Origin of the sequence: Labrys okinawensis, from assembly GCF_047345005.1 — a bacterium.
Taxonomy (GTDB): domain Bacteria; phylum Pseudomonadota; class Alphaproteobacteria; order Rhizobiales; family Labraceae; genus Labrys; species Labrys okinawensis.
Window position 1 is genome coordinate 4,391,389 of sequence record NZ_CP178864.1, and the last position, 23,162, is coordinate 4,414,550.

At 61.8% G+C, this 23,162-nt stretch carries 19 protein-coding genes and 1 other RNA gene; 11 read left to right on the forward strand and 9 right to left on the reverse strand.

Features of this window, described 5'->3' with window-relative positions; all coding sequences use genetic code 11:
• Window positions 1-62 precede the first annotated feature (62 nt).
• A complete protein-coding gene (locus ACMDCR_RS20595) occupies window positions 63-1,634 on the forward strand; it encodes a DHA2 family efflux MFS transporter permease subunit (protein ID WP_413988406.1) in 1,572 nt (523 codons plus the stop codon).
• Window positions 1,635-1,821: 187 nt separating this feature from the next.
• Here ACMDCR_RS20595 and ilvC read toward each other — a convergent pair whose 3' ends face one another.
• From ilvC to thyA, 5 genes are all read right to left on the reverse strand, one after another.
• A complete protein-coding gene (gene ilvC, locus ACMDCR_RS20600; RefSeq protein WP_413988407.1) occupies window positions 1,822-2,841 on the reverse strand; it encodes a ketol-acid reductoisomerase in 1,020 nt (339 codons plus the stop codon).
• A gap of 304 nt (window positions 2,842-3,145) precedes the next feature.
• Window positions 3,146-3,688, reverse strand: coding sequence for an acetolactate synthase small subunit (gene ilvN / locus ACMDCR_RS20605; RefSeq protein ID WP_413988408.1), 543 nt, complete (start codon window positions 3,686-3,688; stop codon window positions 3,146-3,148).
• Window positions 3,689-3,821: 133 nt separating this feature from the next.
• A complete protein-coding gene (locus ACMDCR_RS20610; RefSeq protein ID WP_413988409.1) occupies window positions 3,822-5,585 on the reverse strand; it encodes an acetolactate synthase 3 large subunit in 1,764 nt (587 codons plus the stop codon).
• A 363-nt stretch (window positions 5,586-5,948) separates the two neighbouring features.
• Complete coding sequence (locus ACMDCR_RS20615) at window positions 5,949-6,458, reverse strand: dihydrofolate reductase (RefSeq protein WP_413988410.1); 510 nt, start codon at window positions 6,456-6,458, stop codon at window positions 5,949-5,951.
• A 13-nt stretch (window positions 6,459-6,471) separates the two neighbouring features.
• Window positions 6,472-7,425, reverse strand: coding sequence for a thymidylate synthase (gene thyA / locus ACMDCR_RS20620; protein WP_413988411.1), 954 nt, complete (start codon window positions 7,423-7,425; stop codon window positions 6,472-6,474).
• A gap of 256 nt (window positions 7,426-7,681) precedes the next feature.
• On the opposite strand from thyA, the gene ACMDCR_RS20625 reads away from it, so the two are divergent.
• Window positions 7,682-8,335, forward strand: a complete 654-nt coding sequence (locus ACMDCR_RS20625; RefSeq protein ID WP_413988412.1) for a hypothetical protein — start codon at window positions 7,682-7,684, stop codon at window positions 8,333-8,335.
• A gap of 917 nt (window positions 8,336-9,252) precedes the next feature.
• On the opposite strand, the gene serB is transcribed toward ACMDCR_RS20625, so the two are convergent.
• The gene (serB, locus tag ACMDCR_RS20630; RefSeq protein WP_413988413.1) at window positions 9,253-10,128 is read right to left on the reverse strand and encodes a phosphoserine phosphatase SerB; all 876 of its coding nucleotides are present in this window, start codon (window positions 10,126-10,128) and stop codon (window positions 9,253-9,255) included.
• Between the two features lie 18 nt (window positions 10,129-10,146).
• On the opposite strand from serB, the gene miaA reads away from it, so the two are divergent.
• The 5 genes from miaA to ACMDCR_RS20655 all read left to right on the forward strand — a co-directional run bounded on the left by miaA (window position 10,147) and on the right by ACMDCR_RS20655 (window position 15,561).
• Window positions 10,147-11,070, forward strand: a complete 924-nt coding sequence (gene miaA, locus ACMDCR_RS20635) for a tRNA (adenosine(37)-N6)-dimethylallyltransferase MiaA (protein WP_413988414.1) — start codon at window positions 10,147-10,149, stop codon at window positions 11,068-11,070.
• 448 nt (window positions 11,071-11,518) lie between these two features.
• Complete coding sequence (gene hflK / locus ACMDCR_RS20640; RefSeq protein ID WP_413988415.1) at window positions 11,519-12,658, forward strand: FtsH protease activity modulator HflK; 1,140 nt, start codon at window positions 11,519-11,521, stop codon at window positions 12,656-12,658.
• On the forward strand, window positions 12,655-13,587 hold the full coding sequence (hflC, locus tag ACMDCR_RS20645; protein WP_413988416.1) for a protease modulator HflC: 933 nt from the start codon (window positions 12,655-12,657) through the stop codon (window positions 13,585-13,587). Before hflK ends, hflC begins: the two co-directional genes overlap by 4 nt.
• Window positions 13,588-13,690: 103 nt before the next feature.
• Window positions 13,691-13,894 (forward strand): DUF2065 domain-containing protein, encoded by a 204-nt coding sequence (locus tag ACMDCR_RS20650; protein WP_284314355.1) that lies wholly within the window; start codon window positions 13,691-13,693, stop codon window positions 13,892-13,894.
• A gap of 161 nt (window positions 13,895-14,055) precedes the next feature.
• Complete coding sequence (locus ACMDCR_RS20655; protein WP_413988417.1) at window positions 14,056-15,561, forward strand: DegQ family serine endoprotease; 1,506 nt, start codon at window positions 14,056-14,058, stop codon at window positions 15,559-15,561.
• 90 nt (window positions 15,562-15,651) lie between these two features.
• Here ACMDCR_RS20655 and ACMDCR_RS20660 read toward each other — a convergent pair whose 3' ends face one another.
• Entirely contained in the window at window positions 15,652-16,260 is a 609-nt protein-coding gene (locus ACMDCR_RS20660; protein WP_413988418.1) for an SspB family protein, read from the reverse strand.
• 55 nt (window positions 16,261-16,315) lie between these two features.
• Window positions 16,316-16,671: a transfer-messenger RNA gene (gene ssrA / locus ACMDCR_RS20665) on the reverse strand.
• 488 nt (window positions 16,672-17,159) lie between these two features.
• Here ssrA and ACMDCR_RS20670 point away from each other — a divergent pair.
• From ACMDCR_RS20670 to ACMDCR_RS20680, 3 genes are all read left to right on the forward strand, one after another.
• Entirely contained in the window at window positions 17,160-17,960 is an 801-nt protein-coding gene (locus tag ACMDCR_RS20670; RefSeq protein WP_413988419.1) for a lyase family protein, read from the forward strand.
• 102 nt (window positions 17,961-18,062) lie between these two features.
• Window positions 18,063-18,251: a DUF4169 family protein gene (locus ACMDCR_RS20675; RefSeq protein ID WP_413988420.1), complete on the forward strand. Its 189-nt coding sequence runs from the start codon at window positions 18,063-18,065 to the stop codon at window positions 18,249-18,251.
• A 9-nt stretch (window positions 18,252-18,260) separates the two neighbouring features.
• Window positions 18,261-18,476 (forward strand): ribbon-helix-helix domain-containing protein, encoded by a 216-nt coding sequence (locus ACMDCR_RS20680; protein ID WP_413988421.1) that lies wholly within the window; start codon window positions 18,261-18,263, stop codon window positions 18,474-18,476.
• A gap of 243 nt (window positions 18,477-18,719) precedes the next feature.
• Here ACMDCR_RS20680 and ACMDCR_RS20685 read toward each other — a convergent pair whose 3' ends face one another.
• Window positions 18,720-22,397 (reverse strand): AsmA family protein, encoded by a 3,678-nt coding sequence (locus tag ACMDCR_RS20685; RefSeq protein WP_413988422.1) that lies wholly within the window; start codon window positions 22,395-22,397, stop codon window positions 18,720-18,722.
• Window positions 22,398-22,802: 405 nt separating this feature from the next.
• Between ACMDCR_RS20685 and ACMDCR_RS20690 the strand changes: the two genes are divergently transcribed.
• Window positions 22,803-23,105, forward strand: a complete 303-nt coding sequence (locus ACMDCR_RS20690; protein ID WP_413988423.1) for a hypothetical protein — start codon at window positions 22,803-22,805, stop codon at window positions 23,103-23,105.
• The last annotated feature ends 57 nt before the right edge of the window (window positions 23,106-23,162 follow it).

The window sequence follows — 23,162 nt, forward strand, 5'->3', positions numbered from 1 at the left end:
CCCGCAACCGCAGCGTTTCCAAGAGGCGGACAAGATATCCGCGCTCCAAGGGAGCCACGCCCATGCCCACCACCATTCCCGCCACGGCCGAAAAGGCCAGCATCACCACCTGGATCGCCATCCTCGCCGGCATGATCGGTGCCTTCATGGCCATCCTCAACATCCAGATCACCAACGCCTCGCTGCTCGACATCGAGGGCGGCATCGGCACCGGTGTCGACAACGGCGCCTGGATCTCGACCTCCTACCTCATCGGCGAGATCGTGGTGATCCCGCTCACCAACTATTTCAGCCGCGTCTTCTCCTTCCGCATCTACATGATCGCGAGCACGGTGTTTTTCGCCCTGTTCTCGATGGCCTGCGCCTTCACCCATGACCTCGGCTCGATGATCGCCATGCGCGGCCTTCAGGGCTTTGCCGGCGGTGTGCTGATCCCCATGGCGTTCACCATGGTGGTCACCAAGCTGCCGAAGGCCCAGCAGCCCGTTGGTCTGGCCATGTTTGCCCTTGCCGTGACCTTCGCGCCCGCGATCGGCCCGACCATCGGCGGCTATCTGACCGAGAATTACGGCTGGCAGACCATCTTCTTCATCAATACCGTCCCGAGCATCATCATGGTTGTGGCGCTCTATTTCACCCTGGAGCGCGAGCCGGTGAATTTCGGCCTCCTGAAGGAGGGCGATTGGGCCGGCATCGTCACCATGGCGATCGGCCTGTCCGCCCTGCAGACCATGCTGGAGGAAGGCAACAAGGACGACTGGTTCCAGTCCGCCTTCATCGTGCGTCTGGCTGTCATCGCCTTCGTGTTCCTTACTGCCTTCGTGTGGCTCGAGCTGACGGTGAAGAAGCCGCTGGTGGATCTCAAGCTGCTGCGCAACCGCAATTTCGGCATCGGCACGCTCGCCAATGTGCTCGTTGGCTTCGCGTTGTTCGGCTCGGTCTACGTGCTGCCGCAATATCTCGGCCAGGTGCAGGGCTACAATGCCGAGCAGATCGGCCAGGTGCTGGCGTGGACCGGCCTGCCCCAGCTCCTGCTCATCCCGCTGGTGCCCCGCCTGATGAAGAGCTTCGATGTACGTTATATCGGGTTTGTCGGCATCGGACTGTTCGCCGTGAGCTGCTTCATGAACGTCGCCATCTCGGCGGATTATTCGGGCGACCAGTTCTTCGTGCCCAATATGGTGCGCGCGGTCGGCCAGGCCATGGTGATCACGCCGCTGACGGCGATCGCCATGCTCGGCATCGGCCCGAAGGATGCCGCCAACGCCTCCGGCCTGTTCAACATGCTGCGCAATCTCGGCGGCGCGGTTGGCACGGCCAGCCTCTCCACCATCATCACCAAGCGCGAGCAGTTCCACTCGAACATCATCGGTCAGTCCGTGTCCACTTACCGGGACGTGGTGCGCGAGCGCATCGACCAGATGACGGCCTATTTCCAGTCGCACGGCATTACCGACCAGGCTCTCGCCCATCACAAGGCGATCGTCGCGCTCGGGGGCATCGTCCGGAAGCAGGCCCTGATCCTGGGTTTCGGCGACACCTTCGCCGTGATCGGCGTGATGCTGGCCATCGCCGCCATCTTGCTGCTCTTCGCCCGCAAGGGCCAGGTCGCCGGCGGCGCCGGCGCGCATTGAAGCCCTGGGAGCGCGGACGTCCCTACGACACTCAAGTGAGTGTCGGACGATCCGCTCTTGAATCGAGGAGAATAAAAGAAAGGGCGCCAACCGTGACTGCGGTAGCGCCCTTTTTGCTGTCGATGTGGTTCAGGAGCGGATCGTCCGACACTCACTTGAGTGTCGTAGGGACGTCCGCGCTCCCAGCTTAGTTCCGCGCCTTGTCGACCAGCTTGTTCTTGCCGATCCAGGGCATCATGCCGCGAAGCTTCTCGCCGACCGCCTCGATCTGGTGGGCGTCGTTCAGGCGGCGGATGCCCTTGAAGCGCGAAGCGCCGGCCTTGTATTCCTGCATCCATTCGGAGGTGAACTTGCCGGTCTGGATGTCCTTGAGGACGCGCTTCATCTCGGCCTTGGTGGCATCGGTGATGATGCGGGGACCGGAGACATACTCGCCCCACTCTGCTGTGTTGGAGATCGAGTAGTTCATGTTGGCAATGCCGCCCTCATAGATGAGGTCGACGATCAGCTTCACTTCGTGCAGGCACTCGAAATAGGCCATTTCCGGGGCGTACCCGGCTTCCACCAGCGTCTCGAAGCCAGCGCGGATCAGCTCGACCAGACCGCCGCAGAGCACAACCTGCTCGCCGAAGAGGTCCGTCTCGCACTCTTCCTTGAAGTTGGTCTCGATCACGCCCGAACGGCCGCCGCCGACGCCGCAGGCATAGGAGAGAGCGATGTCATGGGCGTTACCCGAGGCATCGTGATGGACGGCGATCAGGCAGGGCACGCCGCCGCCCTTCTGGTATTCGCCGCGCACGGTGTGGCCCGGCCCCTTCGGCGCGATCATGATGACGTCGACGGTCTTCTTCGGCTCGATCAGGCCGAAATGGACGTTGAGGCCGTGGGCGAAGGCAATGGCCGCGCCGTCCTTGATGTGAGGCGCGATCTCGTCGCGATAGATGTCGGCCTGCAACTCGTCCGGGGTCGCCATCATCAGGAGGTCGCCCCATTTGGCGGCTTCCGGCACGCTCATGACCTTAAGGCCGTCGGCCTCGACCTTCTTGGCGGTGGTGGAGTCGGGGCGCAGCGCGATGGCGATGTCCTTGACGCCGGAATCCTTGAGGTTCATCGCGTGGGCGCGGCCCTGGGAGCCGTAGCCGACGATGACGACCTTCTTCTTCTTGACCAGGTTGAGATCGGCGTCACGATCATAATAAACGCGCATGGTCCTTCGTCCTTCAGACATTTCCATGAGGGGAGATTATTGATGGGGGCGAATAGCCCTTCATCGGGTGGGAGGCAAGTTTCGTTGCTGAAAAAAGCGCGGGAAGCTTCATTTCTTTCGCGCGGGAATAGAGAAACGATAGAGGCTCGACCTGCACCCTCCCCTTGATGGGGAGGGTCGACGCATAGCGTTGGGGCGGGGTGGGAAGCGAGGCCGTTGAGGTTCTCACCCCACCCCGGACTTCGTCCGACCCCTCGCAACTCAAGTGAGTTGCGGACCATCAAGGGGAGGGTGAAAGTCACCCTCATCCCCCCAGCGGATCGGGGCCGCGCGAAATCGCGGCGATGCCGGTGCGCGAGACCTCGACCAGACCGATCGGGCGCATCAGCTCGATGAACTGGTCGAGCTTGTCGCCCTTCCCGGTAAGCTCGAATACGAAGCTCTCGACTGTGGCATCGATGACGCGGGCGCGGAAGGCATCGGCGATGCGCAGGGCCTCGCCCCTCTGCTCGCCCTTGCCGCGCACCTTGATCAGCATCAGCTCGCGCTCCAGCGCCCTGCCGGTCTCGGTGAGGTCAACCACCTTGTGCACCGGCACGAGGCGGTCGAGCTGCGCCTTGATCTGCTCGATAACGCTCTTGGTGCCCGTGGTCACCACCGTGATGCGCGAGACATGCTCGGCATGCTGGGTTTCGGACACCGTAAGGCTCTCGATATTGTAGCCGCGGCCCGAGAACAGCCCGACGACGCGCGCGAGAATACCCGGCTCGTTGTCGACCTCGACCACCAGGGTGTGGGTGGAGATAGTCTCGGCCGTCGAGGCCATGAAATAGGCAGATCCGGTCATGATGTATTCCTGGGAGCGCGGACGTCTCGTCCGCTCTTGGCTGTCAGCGAATGCTGCAAACGACGTGCTCTATGAGAAAGGAAGAGCGGACGAGACGTCCGCGCTCCCAACGCACACAAATGTGCGCGTGATATCACACCAATTGCTTGCCCTTGGCGTCGATCACGCTGCCGATGTCGACGGCCGCATCGCCCAGGATCATCTCGTTATGCGCCTTGCCCGAGGGGATCATCGGGAAGCAGTTCTCGGACTTGTCGACACGGCAGTCAAAAATGACCGGGTGCGGTGAATCGATCATTTCCTTGATCGCAGCGTCCAGGTCGCCCGGCTTGGAGCAGCGGATGCCGACGCCGCCATAGGCTTCCGCCAGCTTGACGAAATCGGGCAACGCAGCCGAATAGCTCTCCGAATAGCGCCCGCCATGCAGCAATTCCTGCCACTGGCGCACCATGCCCATATATTCGTTGTTGAGAATGAAGATCTTCACCGGCAGGCGGTACTGCACCGCCGTCGACATCTCCTGCAGCATCATCTGGATCGAGGCCTCGCCGGCGATATCGATCACCAGCGCCTTGGGATGGGCGAGCTGCACGCCGATCGCCGCCGGGAAGCCATAGCCCATGGTACCCAGGCCCCCGGAAGTCATCCAGCGCTTGGGATCCTGGAAATGGAAATGCTGGGCCGCCCACATCTGGTGCTGGCCGACTTCGGTGGTGATGTAGACGTCGCGGTCCTTGGTGAGCTGATAGAGACGCTCGATGGCGTATTGCGGCTTGATCACCTCGTCCGAATGCCGGTAGTTCAAGGACTTGCGGGCACGCCAGCCCTCGATCTCGCCCCACCAGCTCTTCAGTGCAGCCTTGTCCACCGTCGGCTTCAGCTCGCGCCAGGCGGCGAGCATCTGCTCCAGCACATGGGCGCAATCACCGACGATGCCGATATCGACCTTGACGTTCTTGTTGATCGAAGAGGGATCGATATCGACATGGATCTTGCGGCTATGCGGCGAGAAGGCGTCGATGCGGCCGGTGATGCGGTCATCGAAACGGGCGCCGATATTGATCAGCACGTCGCAATCATGCGTTGCCATATTGGCTTCGTAGGTGCCGTGCATGCCGAGCATGCCCAACCACTGCGGATCGGCAGCCGGATAGGCGCCGAGACCCATCAGGGTCGAAGTCACGGGATGACCCGTCAGCTTTGCGAATTCGCGCAGCAACGTCGTAGCACGCGGGCCGGCGTTGATTACGCCGCCACCGGTATAGAACAACGGTTTCTTGGCACTGGCGATCAGGGCCACCGCCGCCCTCACCTTGTCCTGGTCTCCTTCCAGGCGGGGCCGGTAGGTCTTGTGGATGTTGTCGGTGGGCTTGAAATATTCGCCGGTCTTGAACTGGATATCCTTTGGGATATCGATCAGCACCGGGCCGGGGCGGCCGGACGAGGCGATCAGGAAGGCCTCGTGCAGGATGCGCGGAAGGTCCTCGATGCGCTTCACCAGATAATTATGCTTCGTGCAATGGCGGGTGATGCCGATGGTGTCCGCTTCCTGGAAGGCGTCAGAACCGATCAGATGCGTCGGCACCTGACCGGTGATGCACACCAGCGGGATGGAATCCATCAGGGCGTCGGTCAGGCCGGTCACGGCATTGGTGGCGCCCGGGCCGGAGGTCACCAGCACGCAGCCCACCTTGCCGGTGGAGCGCGCATAGCCCTCGGCGGCATGAACGGCGGCCTGTTCGTGGCGGACGAGGACGTGACGGAGCTTTTCCTGATGGAAGATCGCATCATAGATCGGCAGAACCGCACCGCCGGGATAGCCGAACAGGGTGTCGGCACCCTGATCGATCATGGCTTGCACCACCATTTCCGCGCCGGTCATTTGCTTCGTCGACATCGCCTTTTTCCTTGGCTTTCGGACTTCGAATTTCGTTCGTTGAGTTTTAGGCAATAAAAAAGGCCCTCAAGGGGCCCATGTGCGTCATCGCAGGAGATTCGGGACCTATGCCCGCTCCACCGACGACGCCAAACCTACGATAAGAATGTTGCGCAACGGAGCGCTCCTCTTTGCGAAAGTTACGGGGTTTTAGGAGCTTGAGTCGATGCGGTCAAGCGCTGATTACGAGAAAATGATATTTGCTGCACGTTCTCGGGGCGGGGGTCTTCAGGCTCGGCCCTTTCCCGCATGTGCTCTCGGAAAGCCGGGTCTGAAGTCCCGCCCCCCAATTGAGCCCCGCCGCAACGTGCCCTACCCCTGTTCCTATCGGCGCTGCCAGCTCACTACCTCGAAGGAAGCATCGTCTCCCTCACCGCGCGGAAAGGCTACGCGTGAGATTTCCCGCCATTCCCGCTGCGAGAAGGCCGGGAAGACGGCATCGCCCGTGGCTTCGAGATCGAGTTCCGTAATCAACAGCCGGTCGGCGTTGGCGAGGGCCTGCTCGTAGATGGTGGCCCCACCCGCGACGATCACGGCATCGGCACCCATCTTCGTTGCGACTTCCTGGCCGCGGGCCAGAGCAGCTTCGATGCTGTCCGCGACCTCCACGCCCTCGGCGATGAAAGCCTTGTCACGCGTGACCACGATGCTGCGCCGTCCCGGCAGCGGACGTCCGATGGACTGGTAGGTCTTGCGCCCCATGATCAGCGGCTTGCCCATGGTCGCCGCCTTGAACTGTTTGAGGTCCGAGCGCATGTGCCAGGGCAGGCCGTTGTCGACGCCGATGACGCGGTTGCGTGCCATGGCGGCGACCATGATGACGGGAACGGGCATGGGCTCTCCCAGGCTACACCGCGATCGGCGCCTCGATAGCGGGGTGCGACTGGTAGTCCTCGATCACGAAGTCCTCGAACTTGTAATCAAGGATCGAAGCAGGCGTCCTGATAAAGCGCAGCTTCGGCCAGGGCAGCGGCGTGCGACTGAGCTGCTCGCGCACGAGATCCCCGTGATTCTCATAGACGTGCGTGTCGCCGCCGAACCAGACGAACTCGCCTGGCTCGAGGTCGCATTGCTGCGCCATCATGCGGATCAGCAGCGAAGCCGTCATGATGTTGTAGGGCACGCCGAGACCGACGTCGCAGGAGCGCTGGTGCAGCAGGCCCGAGAGCCGCCCGTCAGCCACGAAATACTGATAGGTCGTGTGACAGGGTGGCAGCGCCATGCCGTCGAGTTCCGCGACGTTCCAGCCGGTGAACATCAAGCGGCGGGAGGTGGGATTGATGCGAATGTCATGCACCAGCTTCGTGATCTGGTCGATGCCTTCGGGATCGCGGCGATAGAGCTGCTCCTCCCCTTCGACATCCGTGGGCACGAAAATCGGCCAATGCCGCCACTGCGCGCCATAGACTGGGCCGAGGTCGCCCCAGCGCTCGGCAAAGGCCTCGTCGGCGACGATGCGCGCCTCGAAATCCTTCTGAGAGATCGCGTCGCCGGATTCACGGCGATATTTGGCGAGCGGCCAGTCCGTCCAGATCGTCACCTTGTCGCGGAGCAGCGGCCGGATATTGGTGCCACCGTCGAGGAACCACAGCAGCTCGCGCACGATCGTCTTCCAGGAGACGCGCTTGGTGGTGAGCAGCGGCACGGTGCCATCGGAAAGATCGAAGCGCAGCGTCTGCCCGAACAAGGCGCGCGTACCAACGCCCGTACGGTCGCGCCGGGGCGAACCCTCACGCCAGACGCGTTCTAGGAGTTCCAGATAGGCCAGTTCGGGGTGTGGTCTATGGGAGCGATCGAGCATGAGGCTTATATAATCCCGGGCAACCGATTCCGCGATGGCAGACAGGTCGTCATCCACTATTGCACGTTGTCGACGATTCAAACCTAGCTCAAGCAGACCACTCCCGATTGCTACCGAAGTTTCCTCAGCTTTTAGATCCAGTCTGTCAATTGACTTGTCAGCAGCCAGTCCGACGAGGAGCCTGAATGTTGGCCATGAGAACGCCCTCCTTCGCGCCAAAGGCTTCAGATTTCATGCTTTGACCACAGAGTTGAGAATGAAGAAACCTCTTGCTGTTTGGGTCGTCGTTCTCACAAATTTGTTCCTGATCGAGTCAGCCATTGCCAAAGAAGCCCGCCGAATAGTGACGAAGAACGAAATTGTAGAGTTATTTCGATCGATGAAAGCAGAGTTAGACCCTCATAATGGTCCTGGAGCTGGCGAATGTTACTTCGCATTAAAGTGGGGTAGTACAGCGATACCAAAGAGCGAGGCGTTGAAATATTTAAAGCTCAGAATTTCCACCGATATCACGCCCTCTTCAGAACTCAGTACCCCGGTTGAAATTTTAGGGGCAGCCGGTTTTCCGGGCTCGCTATTCTGCGATGAGAGGCGACTGCAGGCCGATATTGAAACACGATACCGTCAGGAATTCACAGCGAAGCCACCTTCCGAGGTAAAGCCGGGACAATCTTGTATTGACGTAGGAACCGAAGAGGTTGGTTTCCCAATTCTCAACAACAATCATGACCGAGCGCTGGTGACTTACTCAGATTCAGCCGATCTCTACAAACAGGGTGAGGATGGAACTATTAGCCGCGTCAGTTCGAGTGGTGGCTCCGGAATCCTGGTGTACGGAAAGAAAAATGGCACTTGGAGTAAGATTGACTTCGTTGAGCTTAGTAATTGGGATGGACCATCCTGTTACTAGGGGCCGCTAAAAAATCAGTGAATCGGACTGCCGGTATTGAGATTGCAGGAAAGGCGCGGCGCTGGAGGCGCTCATTCTTGAACGATCCCTTGGCTAGCCGGTCAAACCGCTCGTCGGCGACCGGGTCAATCGACACCACCCAGCCTGGCATTCTCCTCCTGCAGCATAAGAATAGAAACAGAACGAATCTTGACTTGCGTTCGTTCCCATGCTCTATTCCGTAACGGAATGAGGCGTCAGCGGCCGGCGTCGGTACAACCCGGCCCCGAACACCTCCATCCACCCCGACAGCCTGTCCCTGTGACGGGCATACGCGGCGGTCCTGCTTCCTTCGAAGCCGGCCTCCAGGGGTGACGAGCGGGACAGACGGGATCGGCACCCCATGGAAGTGCCCTGGATCCCCGGACGGAGCGTGAAGGGCTTGAGCCCGGCAACGCCTTCGTCCCCTCCTCCCGCCGATGCGGTGAAGACGGCTGATGCCACCGTCCGGCCAGGATGGACGTCGCTCAGCCCCTTTGCCGAGCCGGCTGGCTCAGGTTCGGATGGTCCGTGCCATCCGCTCCCGCTCGCCTCCGCCCTCACAAGGCGGAAAAAACAGGTGGCCCTGCGCGCCTTGTCAGCGTGCCGGGCCGCCGGAACGGGGCGATGGCGTCTGGCACCGACAAGGCGGCCTGCCATCTTCCATGATCCTGCTTTCACGGCTGCTCCGCAGCCGCCATCGCCCGGTCTCTCTTCATCAACCCAGCCGGAAAGGGCGTGGGAACGAGAGCGCTTGCGCATTGCGGTGAGAAAGCGGCGGAGGCGAAAGGCGCTGATGCTTGGGGAACACTTACAAAATCAACGGATCGGCAAGCCGGTGTTCAGAGAGCTGAGAGGCGCGCAAGCGTCGCGCTGGAAGGGTTCATTTTTAATGATCCCTAAGCACGGTAGCCTTGTGCATAGAGCAGAGCGGTAAGATCTCCATGTTCAATTCGCATACGCGCGACCGCGGCGACAGCCGGCTTCGCGTGAAACGCCACGCCTATCCCTGCTTCGCTCAGCATGGCAAGATCGTTGGCGCCATCCCCCACCGCCATCGTATCGGTGGCCGCTAGTCCCCTCGCATTGCGCAGGCGTTCGAGATTGGCGCGCTTAGCCTCCTTACCGAGAATCGGTTCAGCGACCTCTCCGGTAAGAAAGCCGTCCTTCGTGACAAGAATATTGGAATGGTGCTCATCGAAACCAATCATCGCTCCGATCTTCGCAGTGAACAGCGTGAAACCGCCTGAGACCAGCGCCGTATAGGTGCCATGCGCGCGCATGGTGCGCACCAGCTCCGGCCCGCCCGAGGTCAGGGTCAGGCGTTCGCGGATCACCTCGTCGACGATGCCCTCCGGCAGGCCCTTGAGCAGCATCACACGCTCGCGCAATGCCGGTTCGAAGGCGATCTCGCCGCGCATGGCCCTTTCGGTGATCTCGGCCACCAGCGCCTTGGCGCCGACGAAATCGGCCAGCTCATCGATGCATTCCTGGCCGATCATGGTTGAATCCATGTCGGCGAGGAAAAGATGCTTGCGCCGCCCCGCGCCTTCCTGCACCACCAGATCGACCGGAATGCCGGCCAGCGCCTCGCGTAGCCGCGCCTCGATGGCCTGCGGCTCGGCATCGGCGGCACAGGCGATGTCGACGGCGATCCCGGGGGCGAGGATCACCGGGCTCTGCGGAGCGCTCAGCGCCTCGGCGGCCCGCGACAGCGCCTCGGCGTCGATGGCAGGCCGGTCGGGATGGGAGATCAGCGTGGCGACAAGGGACATGACAGCAAAGGACTTGTGGTGACACCTGGACAATTCGATGCGGTGCTTCTGGCAGGTCCGACCGCCAGCGGCAAGTCGGCTCTCGCTCTCGACCTCGCCGAGCGTTTCGGCGGCAGCGTCATCAATGCCGATTCCATGCAGGTCTACCGCGATCTCCACATCCTCAGCGCCCGCCCCGACGCGAGCGAGACGGCACGTGTGCCTCATCTCCTCTATGGCCATGTCGACGGCGCCATCAACTATTCGGTGGGCCGCTGGCGGGAAGACGCCGCGGCGATGTTGCAGCGCGTGCAGGGCGAGGGGCGCCTCCCCATCGTGATCGGCGGCACGGGGCTCTATTTCAAGGCGCTGGAGCAAGGCCTTGCCGACATGCCCGCTGTGCCGGATGCGGTACGCGAGGCAATCCGCCTCAGGGCCGAGCCCTTGGAAACGCCCGCTCTCCATGCCTGGCTGGCGCAGGACGATCCCGCGACCGCCTCCCGGCTGCGGCCGAGCGATCGCCAGCGCCTGATCCGTGCGCTCGAGATCTTCGCCGCGACCGGGCGATCGCTGTCCTCCTGGCAGCAGGAGCCGCACTCCGCGCCCTTGCTCGAGGCCTCGCGTTGCCTGCGCCTCTTCCTCGAACCGGAGCGGGCGGTGCTTTATGCCAGGATCGACCGGCGCTTCGACCTCATGATCGAACAGGGGGCGCTCGAGGAAGTACGCGCTCTCGCTGCCCGCGGCCTCGACCCGGCCTTGCCGGTGATGCGGGCACATGGCGTGCCCGGGCTGATCCGCTATCTTCGGGGTGAAATCCCGCTGGGCGAGGCGATGGACGGCGCCAAGGCTGACACGCGCCAATATGCCAAACGGCAGTTCACGTGGTTCCGCCACCAGATGCATGGCTGGCGATTCGTATCGCCGGAGGCTGCACCGGCCCTGGCGCGGGAAGCCCTCGGCTGACCAGCGGATGTTCGCCTGAAGATGAAGGTGGCCCCTTCCCCGCCTCTCACTCCAAGTCAAGACGCAGCCCCTGCCCGCAGAGCTCCGAACTTGGATTGACAAGAGTGGGATTCCGTCCGGCCACTTAGGCGAGGACAAGTCTTGCCGCATCGCAAGCGCTTGACGGGAAAGATGGTTTCCTTAGCCAAAGGCACTCGTGAACGAAATTTAACGCCCTTGCGGCCGCAGGAGGGAGCCCGCCACTCCCAACGGAAAACCTGAAGCAATATCAATGGCGTAAATATGGATTGCGCCGTGGCTCGGACGACGACGGCGCGCTCATGCCAGCTTCGCTTCGAGTTCCACCTTTTTGTTTCGATTGATCGCGGGGGCGACGTTCCTATATGCAGCCTCTTCGGGACCCGTTTGCCCAGCGGCACGGGGAGTGGTGCATCATAAGGACGGAAACATGCCTTGGAGTAACCAGAGCGGCGGTGGTGGCCCCTGGGGGAGCGGCGGCGGCAATGGCGGCGGCGGGCGTCCCGGTGGCGGTGGCCCCTGGGGAGGCGGTCCGTCGGGCGGCGGGACCCCGCCTGATCTCGAGGACTGGCTGCGCCGGAGCAAGGACGGTCTGAGGAACCTGCAGGGCGGCGGCGGCCTCACGCCTCGCAACATCGCCATCGGCCTGGTCGTTCTGGTCGCCATCTGGCTCCTGACGGGCTTCTATCGCGTGCAGCCCAACGAAGTGGGCCTCAACCTCGTCTTCGGCGATTACAAGACTCTCAGCCCGCCGGGCCTGCGCTACAACATTCCCTACCCGATCGGCACGGTTGAAAAGCTCACGGTCACCAATGTCGAGACCATCAATATCGGCGCCCGCGGTGACAGCGACAGCGATAACGAAATGCTGACCGGCGACGAGAATATCGTCAATATCGGCTTCACCGTGCAGTGGCAGATCAACCCGGCCAATCCGCAGGACTATGCGTTCAACCTGGCCGATCCACGCGGCACCATCCGCGCCGTGGCTGAGAGCGCCATGCGCGAGGCCATCGGTCAGCGCAACATCACCCCGATCCTCACCGGCGACCGCCAGGCGATCGAGCAGCAGGTGCAGTCCGAAATGCAGAAGGCGCTCGACAGCTACGGGGCCGGCGTCCTAGTCCGCTTGGTCCAGTTGCAGAATGTCGACCCGCCGCCTCAGGTGATCGATGCCTTCCGCGACGTCCAGGCGGCTCGCGCCGACCAGGAGAACACCATCAACCAGGCGCAGGTCTATGCTAACAAGGTGATCCCCGAGGCAAAGGGCAAGGCGTCCACCATCACCCAGGCCGCCGAGGCCTACAAGGTCCAGACCATCGCCGAGGCCAGCGGTGAGGCACGGCGCTTCAACGAAGTCTATACCGCCTACCAGAAGGCTCCCATCGTCACGCGCGAGCGCATGTATCTGGAAGCCATGACGTCGGTGCTCTCCGGCACCAACAAGGTCATCGTCGACGACAAGGGGCAGGGCCAGGGCGTTGTGCCCTATCTCCCGCTTGATCAGTTGCTGAAGCGCAAGCCGCCAGTGCCGCAAGCCCCGCAAGTCCAGCAAGGAACCACGCCATGAGATCGCCTCTCGCAACCGGCGGCCTGATAGCAGTGGTCGTCGCCGTCATCCTGGTATTCTTCTCGGCCTATACGGTCACGCCGCGCGACTACGCCCTGCCGCTGCGCTTCGGCGAACCACAGCCGGCGAAGACGGAACCGGGCCTGTACTGGAAGTGGCCCTTCATCGAGAATGTCGAGTATGTCAACAAGCAGGTTCTCGACCTCGACTCGACGCCGCAGGAAGTGATCGCCAGCGACCAGAAGCGCCTGAAGGTCGATGCCTTCGGCCGCTACCGCGTCAAGGATCCGCTGCGTTTCTTCCAGACCTCGCGCTCCGAAAAGGGGGCCGAGCTGCAGTTGTCCTCGATCCTGTCTTCGGCCGTCCGCCGGGTGCTCGGCCAGGCGACCTTCTCCGCCGTGGTGCGCGATCATCGTACCGAACTGATGGAGAAGATCCGCTCCGAGGTTAATCGCGAGGCGGAGGGTCTAGGCATCGAGGTGGTGGATGTGCGCATCCGCGGCGCCGACCTGCCGGAGGCCAACAGCCAGGCCGTTTACAAGCGCATGCAGTCGCAGCGCCAGACCGAGGCCCAGCAGATCCGCTCGAAGGGTACGCAGGACGGCCTAGGCATCCGGGCGGACGCGGACCGTCAGGTCGCGCAGATTCTCGGTGATGCCAACGGCCAGGCTTCGGCGACCACGGGCGAGGCGGATTCACAGAGGATCAAGATCCTTGCCGATGCCTACAACAAGGATCCGGAATTCTTCCAGTTCTACTTGTCGATGCGCAATTACGTCGACGCTTTGAAGCCTGACAATACGCAGGTATTCGTCAGCCCCAACTGGGATTATTTCCGCTATCTGCGATCGCCCGCCGTGGCGGGTCCATCCGCTGCGCCGGCCGCCCCTGCCCCAGCGGCGCCAACGACATCGGCCCCGTCGCAATAGGCTTGACGTCGGCTCTGGATAAAGCTCCATTTGCGCCGGCCGCTTCCTTGCGGCCGGCGTTTTCATAGAATACCAAGAACCCTTCGTATAATGTGTGGGGCGGATGGGCATTTTTTCTTTCGGCGACTTCATCACGGCGCTGGGTCTCGCCTTCGCAATCGAAGGTCTGGTCTTTCTTGCTTTCCCTGACCCGGTGCGGAAGATGATGGTTTCGGTCGCCACCTCTCCCAACGCGCAACTGCGCATTGCCGGTTTCATCTCGGCCATCATCGGCATCATCATCATCTGGTGTGTGCGCGGGCTCTGACAAACGCCATTTCTGTCTCTTTTGGAACAGAATGGGCACAACATCGCGTGAATGGCCGGACATGTCACGCTCGCGCCGCATTCAACCCTTGAAATCAATCGCGATTGCTCACCACATCAGCGGCCAATCAACCTGGGAAAGCCGCATCCACTGAGGATTCTATGCTGATCGACTCCAAGAGCCTGATGCGCCGCAGCGGCGCCGTCGCCCTCGCCGCCTTGCTCGCCGCCAGCCCGGCTGCCCTGCTCGCCCCGCCTGCCTTCGCCGCGGCCGGGCCTCCCTCCGTCGCAGACCTGTCCGCGCAACTGATCGATTCGGTGGTCAACATCTCGACGTCGCAGACGGTCACAGCCGACAACAGCGACAATGACGACGATGGCGATGCGCCGCCGCAGCCTATGCCAAAGCTGCCGCCGGGAGCGCCTTTCGAGGACTTCTTCAACCAGTTCTTCAACAAGGACGGCAAGGGCCCTCCGCCCCAGCCGCACAAGGCCGAGGCACTTGGCTCGGGCTTCGTCATCGATCCCTCGGGCATCATCGTCACCAACAACCACGTTATCGATGGCGCCGACGACATCGAGGTCAATTTCAACGACGGCAGCAAGCTGAAGGCCAAGCTTGTCGGCCGCGACAAGAAGGTCGACGTCGCCGTTCTCAAGGTCGATCCCCCCAGGCCCCTAAAGGCGGTGAAGTTCGCCGACAGCGACAAGGTGCGCGTAGGTGACTGGGCGATGGCCATCGGCAACCCGTTCGGCCTGTCCTCGACGGTGACGCTGGGCATCATCTCCGCGCGCAACCGCGACATCAATTCCGGGCCTTACGACAACTACCTGCAGACCGATGCCGCGATCAACAAGGGCAATTCGGGCGGTCCGCTGTTCGATATGGACGGCGATGTCATCGGCATCAACACCGCCATCATCTCGCCGACAGGCGGGTCGATCGGTCTCGGCTTCTCGGTGCCCGCCGCTACGGTGCAGCCGGTGATCGAGCAACTCGAGAAATATGGCGAGACGCGCCGCGGCTGGCTGGGCGTGAAGATCCAGAGCGTGACCGACGATATAGCCGAGAGCCTCGGCATGGATCACGCGGAAGGTGCGCTGATCGCCGGGGTCGACGATAAGGGCCCCGCCAAGCCGGCCGGCCTGGAGCCCGGCGATGTCATCGTGAAGTTCGATGGCCACGACATCAAGGAAATGCGCGACCTGCCCCGTATCGTCGCTGATACGCCCGTGGACAAACAGGTCGAGGTGGTGATCCTGCGCAAGGGCCAGACTCTTACAAAAAGCGTCACCGTAGCCCGCCTCGACGAGGGCGACACGGTGATCAAGGCTTCGGCCGAACCGGCCGTGCCTCCCAAGCCCAAGACCGCCAAGGCGCTCGGCCTTGAAATGTCCGGCCTGACCAAGGACCTGCGCGACCAGTTCAAGCTTGGCAGCGACGCCAAGGGCGTGCTGATCACCAAGGTCGATAACGGTTCGCCGGCCGAGGACAAGCAGGTCAAGCCCGGCGATCTCATCCTCGAGGTCGGCCAGCAGGCCGTCTCCAGCCCCGACGATGTGACCAGACGTCTGGACGATCTGAAGAAGACCGGCACCAAGCAGGCTCTGCTGCTGCTCTCCAACGCCCAGGGCGAACTGCATTTCGTGGCCCTGGCGCTAAACTGATCACAATATGTAGGACCGGCAGATCCTCAAGAACAAAAGCCCTGCTCCAAGGCTATGGAGCGGGGCTTTTGTTTGGGACCGGATGCCCTGTTATTTCTTTTTGCGGAAATGGTCGAGGCTGACGATCTTCTCGCTCTCAGCCGGCTTATCTTCCTCGGCGGCACTCTGTGCTTCGGCTTCCACCACCACTGGAGCCGGCTCCTCAACGGCCGGCTCGACCTTCTTGCCGCGTGCCGGCTTGGAGGGAGTCACCTTCTTTACCGCCGGCTCCTCGGCGGCTTGCGGCACGGCCCGCACTGCCGGCGGTATCGGACTGATCTCGGCAGCCACCGCATCTTCCGGCTCATCGACCTCGAACTTCACGCCGAAATCGACAGAAGGGTCGAAGAAAGCCGTCACCGCCGCGAAAGGCACCACAAGACGCTCGGGCGCGTTGCCAAAGGACAGGCCCACCTCAAAACCGTAGTCGCTGACGTTCAGATCCCAGAACTGGTGCTGAAGGACGATGGTGATCTCCTCCGGGAATTTCTCAGCCAGGCGCGACGGAATGTTCACGCCGGGATATTGCGTCTTGAAGGAAATGAAAAAGTGATGTTCGCCGGGCAAGCCCACACGCGCAGCATCGGACAGCACCCGGCGGACCATGCCCCGCAGCGCATCCTGCGTAAGAAGATCATATCGGATATGGTCAGTACTCATCGCGCTTCTTACCAGGCCAGCACATCGGAAAGGCCTGCAGGCAGACCGGAATTGAAGTGGAGGCTTCTGTTGCCAGGTGCCTCCGAACCCCGCCTGCCGGTGCTACCCGTCAGGACTTGATTTCGGTCTAGTTACCGCTTACGCGGCAACCGCAACCGGAGCATAGTTGTCGTTGGCAACTATTGAAATGGCCCGATGTCGGCGGAACCATGCCGAGCAAAAGCACACCCTTTACACCCTCGTCGATCCTATTTCGCCCCCGCCCCAATCCGCCCTTGCAGCACGGATTGAGGTGGAGGCGCCGGGTACTGCCCCCGGGTCCGATAGGTTTATTTCGATGACCATTTATCGCCATAGCCGGCGCGAGCCGGCAAAGGGAATATAGGCTGCCTCGTCGGCAGAAAAAAGAGGCGATTGCGGCTTGTCCTTGCTTTCCTCGGGATTGCCCAACGCCCTTTGAACAGAAATATTGTTAAGTCAGGCGGGACACGGCGATGAACAGGCACGCGCCGGTGATCCGCTTGGAAAGCGGATCCTTCGGCGGCGTCGATGTTCCGATCGCGCATCGCTGTTGCGTTGGCGATTTGACTGAAGCAGCGAGAATCACAAGGGCACGTCGAAGCAAGACAGCGTCTACGCTTCAACGCGCTTTGCTCCAGCGCCCAGACCGGGAGCCCCCTGCAGAACTTCTGCATCAGTGGCGAGAGGATGCTGCGCCCGCTCCTTCACTCGCTTGGGCTAACAAAATTCGCCGCGGCGTGCGCCAGGCGGGAACTTGGCGCGCTCCAAGCACGTTTGCGAAAGCAATCGAGCGCATGGAGCGCGAGGTTGCGAATGGCAAGGCTCGACGATGAGTTCCCCTCGTGGTCTGGCAGACGGGTTCGGGCAGGCAGACCAACATGAACGCCAACGAGGTCATCTCCAACCGGGCCATCGAAAGGCTCGGCGGCATAATCGGGCCGAGAAGGCCCGTTCATCCTGATGACCATGTCGATGGCGGCCAATCATCCAACGACACCATTCGGACCGTCATGCATGTTGCCGCCGTCGAGATCGAAGCGAGGGTGCTACCCGCAATGGTGGGGCTCGCCGAGGTACGGGAAAGCGAGGCTGAAAGCTTAGGGGGCTTTGTCAAGGCCGGCCGCACACACCTCCGGGACGTGAGGCCGCTGTCGCCAGGGCAGGAATTCTCAGACTACGCCGCGCAGGTCAGTCACAGCATCCGGCGCGTGGAGGCAGGGCTGGCGGACTTGACGCCGCTCGTGCCGGGCAAGGCCAACCCCACTCAATGCGAGGCGATCACCGCGGTTAGCGTGCGAGTGCTCGACACCCATGCCAGTGTAACTCTCGCCGGCAGCCAAGGTCAGCGGGAGCTGGACGTCGTCAAACCGGTCATCACTGGGGCGATGTGGCAGTCTATACGCCTTTTGGCTGATGCCACCGTCAGTTTTATTGAACATTCCGTCGTCGATCTTCCCACGGACGCTGCGCGAATCAGTGACCTCGACTCGCGATCCCTGGTGCTGATGACCGCGCTCGCGCCGATCATAGGTTATGATGAGGCTGCTCATATTACGAAGGCTGCCGACCGGAGCGGTACCACGCTACTTAAAGAAGTAATGGCAGCGAAAATAATGGACAAAAGGGCAATTGAGGATGCAATCAGCCTTGCACCTATGATCACAGGAGATAAAGAATGACCAAACGGTCGTTTTTTATCAACCATTATATGGGGTAAGCTGCGTAGCCTGGGGTAGCAGCAGAATTACTCATTCGGGAGAAAATTCCTTTCAGGTAAGTTTATGGCTGAGATTGTAAATTTGAAGAGAGCTCGCAAGGCTCGGGCAAAGAGGAACGCTGAGCAGGAGGCTGTTCGGAACCGCACAGTACATGGGTTGTCTCGAGCGCAAAAAGAAAGGCTTAAAGCGGATAAGAGAGATGCTGATAAACATCTCGAACAACACCGGCGGGGGCCCAGGATTGAAGAGTGATTGGCTGCTATGAAGAGCAAGGTTGTAAAACGTTCGATCGTGATCGCTGGGCACAAGACGAGTGTGTCGCTGGAGGATGCGTTTTGGGATGCGTTGAAGGAGCTCGCCGCCAAACGTGACCTGACACTCTCGGACGTCGTAGCCGAAATCGATGCCACGCGCGCACAGGGAAATCTCTCTTCGGCGATCCGCCTCTTCGTGCTCGACAACGTTCGTCGCGGTTGAGCCAGGCCGTCACGCCTGCCCATTCCCCATTCCATTCGCGCATTTGAGGCAGAACAACTTGCCGACCTCGCACGCAAGTCCATTGGATCGTTCGAAATCGAAAAGATCGTATTCTTGTTCCACCGCTAAAGCCGTCGTGGACCTTTCCCCAAACCGCCATGGGGCTCCCCACGCCCTTGACCTTTTCCCATCACGCCCCACGCACCGAGTGACGGCTCCGACTGCAGACCGGGTCCGCACATCTCACTGCGCCGCAGGCTGTGCCGGAGTACCGGGCGATTGTGGTCCGGCGCTTGGAACGCTCGGTGCCGGCATCACGGTGGTCGGTGCGGGCACCACCGGTGTCGCCGGCAAACTGTTGAGGGATGGCATCTTCATAATGGGAGCGCCCCGTCCGCCGATCTGCGGCACCGGCGCCGGTGCGGGCCCCACCGCCGCAGGGGGGAGTTGGTCCTTGGGCGGGCCTGCCGGCCCGGGAGATTGCAGCAGGACCTTGAGGCGGGCGGCGTCGATCGCCTTCTGCATCTGGGCCGCTTCGGCACGGCGAGCTTCGTCGGCAGCCTTCTCTTCAGCCTGGCGCTGCGCCTCCAGCTGTTCGAGCTTGCGCGCCTGCTGCTCGGCACCCCTGATGCTCAGCCAGGCTATCAGGCTGGAGACATCGACATCGCGTTGCAGATTGTCGATCGCGCCACGGATCTGCACGGGGATGGAAGGCGACGGGCCGCCGAAGCCGTCGGCAATATCGGCCGGCATCAGTGCTACATCGCTCTTCACGGTCAGGTCGGAAAGGTCGAGAAGGCCCGATAACGTCACCGTGCTGTTGGCCGAGGCAGTGCGTGTGGACGAGAGGCGCAGAATGCCGCCTGCGAGCGACACATTGCCGGTGATCGGGCTGACATTCAGCGCCTCACCGGCAAGGCTTCGCATGAAAGCAGGCTTCACATGCGAGGGATCGTTGGCAAGGCCGCCATCGACAGCGGAGACCGTTTCATTGAAGGCATTCTCCGAAAGGCCCGACAGCACCGGCTCTTTCAGTTCCAATGTGCCGCCGCCCGTCAGTGATGACATCAGGCCATCAGCCGAACGCCCCGTTCCCTGGAAGTCGAGGCCCGCATTCAGCCTGCCGCTGACATCCGGCGTCCTGAGATCGACATTCTGCAGGCTGAAGCGGCCCGTGACGGCGGTATCGAGTGCGGCCCGCGAGAGCTGCAAGGCGCCGGTGACGGTGCCCCCACCAATGCTGGCAGTGAAATTGTCTATGGCAACGGACCGCGGGCCGAAGCTCACTTCTCCCTTTGCATCGCTGAGATCGGGCAGTCGATGCGACAGCTGCAGGGCCTGGGCAGAGACACTCAGGTGCCCGGCCAGATTGTCGAGGGCGGTCGGCCCGAATGCCTCGTCCGAGAAGGCATTGCCACTGGCATTGCCGGCGCCGAGATCCGCGCCCGCCAGCAGGGAGCCCAGGACCTGGCCATCGGCTTCCGCGAAGCTCAACTGGCCATCAAGGCGCAGCGGCTTGCCGGGATTGACCGTGAGCGAACCGCTCACCGGCATGCCGAGCAGCGTGCCGAACAGATTGTCGAAGGCAAAGCGCCCTGCCCTCATGTGCATCCCAGAGGAGAGCGTCACGCCCTGCGCCGGCATCACGCCTGGCAGCGCCACGCCGAAAAGCCGGGCGGGCGCGAGGATGTCATCCGTCCCGGCGGTTATTTGTCCATCGAAAGCCGGCGCCTCGAAAGATCCGGTCATCTGGCCCTTGCCACCGATATCAAGGCCGACGCCCTTGAAGGCGGCGGTCCAGCTCATTGCCCCGCCGGGCACGCCGGACAGGTTCAGGTCGAGTGCGGCACGGCCGGGAATGTTGGCTACGGCAAGGGCAAGCCCCGCCTGGCGCAACAGCGTCGCTACGTCGAGGCTGTCCGCCTTCAGCTTCACGGCGATCGCGGACTGGCGGGACCGGCTGCCGAGATCGGTATCGAGCTGGATGACACTGCCGCCGAACTTGCCATCGACCGAATAGCGCTCCGAATTGCCAAAGGCGATGACGAGGTTGCCGTTCGCGGGCGAAAGCGATGGGGCCCGGTCAGCAAAGGCATTGACCCAGAAGGGCGGCAGGGCACTGCGCTTCAGCGTGGCGGCAAGACCCGTCAGGTCACGTCCATTCAAGCTGACGCGGATTTCGCCCTGCGGCAGCACGCCTATATTGTCGATGTGGCCGTTCGCGGTGAGATTAGCGCCGCCGAGATCGTTCACCACCACGTCCTCGAGGGCGATCAGCTTCCCACCGGCCTTGATATGACCGCTGACAGACTTGGCTTCTATGCCGGCAAGCGCCAATTCCTGGGCCTGAAGCCTGATATCGGCTTCGCTGAAAATATCGCCACTGCCAGGTAGCAAGGCCGCGACGGAAGGCAACGCATCGAGGTCGATGCGTTGTGCGGCAAGATTGGCTTCGACGCGGCCAGCGGCCCGCCCGTGCGCAAGACGGCTCCAGGCAAGCTCCCCCTTGACGGCGGCATCATCGACCGCGAGCGTCAATTGGGAGAGGCCCACCTTGTCGGCATCTGCCGTCAGGTTTGCCTGCAAGGTCAGCTTCTTGGCGGCATCCGGCCGGCCGAGCACGGGCTGGCCCTGGAGCCAGCCGATCAGGCCGGTGGCGCGGTTGGAATTCAGGCTGAGATTGCCCTTGAAGCCGCCGCCGTCGTCATTCACGTCACCCGCAAGCAAAAGATGCGACTGGCCGGGCAGATCGGCCTCAAGGCGATCGACCTGCAGCTTGCCGTCGTTCATGCGAAGGCTGACGCGGGCATTGCTCATCAGTTCGCTGCCGAGCATGAGGCCCTGCACCGACAGATCGAGATGCGAGGAGGCCGAGAGATCGGCAAAGCTTGGCATGGCCTTGACGAGCCGCGTCAGCACGGCGGCCGGCGGCAGACGCTGGTCCGGGCCGATGCCGGCGAAACGGTCGAGTTGCAATTGCTTGCCCGACAGCGTGCTATCCAGCACAGTGCGGGTGCCGAACGATATGTTCAACGTGCCGCCCAGCTTGAGCGAGCTCTCATCGGGCCCGATCTGGACCGCGACCTTGTCGGAGATCAAGCCGGCCGGCGAAGCGGCGACCGGACCGCTCACGCTCCAGGGCGTCTGGTTTTCGCCCGAAGCGTCGGCCGATGTGTCACCGCCATTGCCCTTGGTGGCGACGAGCGGCCGCATCAGCATCGCATTGCCAACGAAGGTCGGCTTGCCATCCGCAAGCTTGATCTCACCGTCCAGATCGAGGGTCACCGGCTTGTCGGCCGGCACGATGGTGAGGCGCAGATGCAGCCCACTCTTGTCGGCCGTGCCGGTGGCCAGCTTGACAGTATGGGGGACGCCAGCAAACTGGACGCCACCTTCGGCCTTGTAAGGGCCGAAAACCGAGCCACCCTCGCCCACGAGATTAATTCCCGACAGCGTTATGTTCTGGCCATCGGCCTTGTTGATGTAATGGAGCGAACCGTCGTTGAGCTCGAAGCTTTCGACAGCCGCGTCGAGCGAAACCGAATTCTGAGAGAGCGGCGCGACCAGCCCCCGGTCATCGGCGATGATGGTCAATTCCGGGCTGCGGACCACGACATTCGACAGTTCGATATCACCGCGCAGCAGGCCTCCAAGGCTGACATCTCCGTCGATCCCCGCCACCTTCAGCTTGGTGGAACCATAGGGGTCGCCGATCGAGACATCGCCGAGAGAGAGCCAGGGCTGAGGCAGGAGCCGCGCCTGAATCGCGCCCTTGATGATCACGGGCGTACCGAAATGCTCGGACAGGCGTGCGCCAATATCGTCGCGCCAGGCGTTCCAATCCATATAGAGCGGCGCGGTAAACAGGGCCGCAAACGCCAGGATCAACAAGAAACCAACAACGGTGAGCGCCTCGCGCACGCCGAACTTCCTTTCCTTCAGCCCACAATCATACCTGCCCTAGGAGCACGGAACTCCCTGGCATTGGGCCCCTTCGTGAATCTCATCCAATCCTCGGACCATACGCGATAATTGAGACAAATCGAAACTATCAACAGGAAGAAAGTGTGATCTGCACAAGAAGCGGGCGCAGTTCACATTTTCACCAAAACTTTAGATTTCATTAAGGCTGGCAGAAATTTTGTGCTATTAAAATGGATACCGGGATAAATGCAAAAGCATGAGCCGGTTGGGCTGTTTCCGGATGATCCCACAATAAAAAGAGGGATCCCCGGGATAGGGGTGGTCGATTTAGTGACCACCGTCATAACAGCGTCGCGTCAATAGAGGAACGGTATCTCTCGCTTTCAGTGAGGTGGGTACGCAATGTTACGCTTGATCAGCTCCGCCGGAGTCGCATTGGCGTTGGGCGTTTTCGGCGCAGGCTTCTACACGGTTGGCGTTCACACGATCCAAAATCCGTTGGCCCGGAGTGAACCGACCAGTCGTGTTGCGGCGGCAAATATGCTGGTGTTTCTTTCAGTGGACAAGCAGACTCAGCAGGCAGGCTATCTCGATGGCCGGCCGGTCCCCTCGGGGTTGACAATGCCGATCATCGTTCGTGTCAAGCCGAAGGATGCTACTGAAGGAACAAAGGCTATTGGCCAGCCCGTGGTGGTTACGCCATAGCAAGTGGCATTTTCTGACGATGCGTTCCGGTCTCGCTGGGAGCCGGATCCCCGAAGG

Excerpts from the sequence above, each read along its gene's own strand:
- ACMDCR_RS20595 (WP_413988406.1), top strand. The coding sequence starts at position 63 with ATGCCCACCACCATTCCCGCCACGGCCGAAAAGGCCAGCATCACCACC.
- ilvC (WP_413988407.1), bottom strand. The coding sequence starts at position 2,841 with ATGCGCGTTTATTATGATCGTGACGCCGATCTCAACCTGGTCAAGAAG.
- ilvN (WP_413988408.1), bottom strand. The coding sequence starts at position 3,688 with ATGACCGGATCTGCCTATTTCATGGCCTCGACGGCCGAGACTATCTCC.
- ACMDCR_RS20610 (WP_413988409.1), bottom strand. The coding sequence starts at position 5,585 with ATGTCGACGAAGCAAATGACCGGCGCGGAAATGGTGGTGCAAGCCATG.
- ACMDCR_RS20615 (WP_413988410.1), bottom strand. The coding sequence starts at position 6,458 with ATGCCCGTTCCCGTCATCATGGTCGCCGCCATGGCACGCAACCGCGTC.
- thyA (WP_413988411.1), bottom strand. The coding sequence starts at position 7,425 with ATGCTCGATCGCTCCCATAGACCACACCCCGAACTGGCCTATCTGGAA.
- ACMDCR_RS20625 (WP_413988412.1), top strand. The coding sequence starts at position 7,682 with ATGAAGAAACCTCTTGCTGTTTGGGTCGTCGTTCTCACAAATTTGTTC.
- serB (WP_413988413.1), bottom strand. The coding sequence starts at position 10,128 with ATGTCCCTTGTCGCCACGCTGATCTCCCATCCCGACCGGCCTGCCATC.
- hflK (WP_413988415.1), top strand. The coding sequence starts at position 11,519 with ATGCCTTGGAGTAACCAGAGCGGCGGTGGTGGCCCCTGGGGGAGCGGC.
- hflC (WP_413988416.1), top strand. The coding sequence starts at position 12,655 with ATGAGATCGCCTCTCGCAACCGGCGGCCTGATAGCAGTGGTCGTCGCC.
- ACMDCR_RS20650 (WP_284314355.1), top strand. The coding sequence starts at position 13,691 with ATGGGCATTTTTTCTTTCGGCGACTTCATCACGGCGCTGGGTCTCGCC.
- ACMDCR_RS20655 (WP_413988417.1), top strand. The coding sequence starts at position 14,056 with ATGCTGATCGACTCCAAGAGCCTGATGCGCCGCAGCGGCGCCGTCGCC.
- ACMDCR_RS20660 (WP_413988418.1), bottom strand. The coding sequence starts at position 16,260 with ATGAGTACTGACCATATCCGATATGATCTTCTTACGCAGGATGCGCTG.
- ACMDCR_RS20670 (WP_413988419.1), top strand. The coding sequence starts at position 17,160 with ATGAACGCCAACGAGGTCATCTCCAACCGGGCCATCGAAAGGCTCGGC.
- ACMDCR_RS20675 (WP_413988420.1), top strand. The coding sequence starts at position 18,063 with ATGGCTGAGATTGTAAATTTGAAGAGAGCTCGCAAGGCTCGGGCAAAG.
- ACMDCR_RS20680 (WP_413988421.1), top strand. The coding sequence starts at position 18,261 with ATGAAGAGCAAGGTTGTAAAACGTTCGATCGTGATCGCTGGGCACAAG.
- ACMDCR_RS20690 (WP_413988423.1), top strand. The coding sequence starts at position 22,803 with ATGTTACGCTTGATCAGCTCCGCCGGAGTCGCATTGGCGTTGGGCGTT.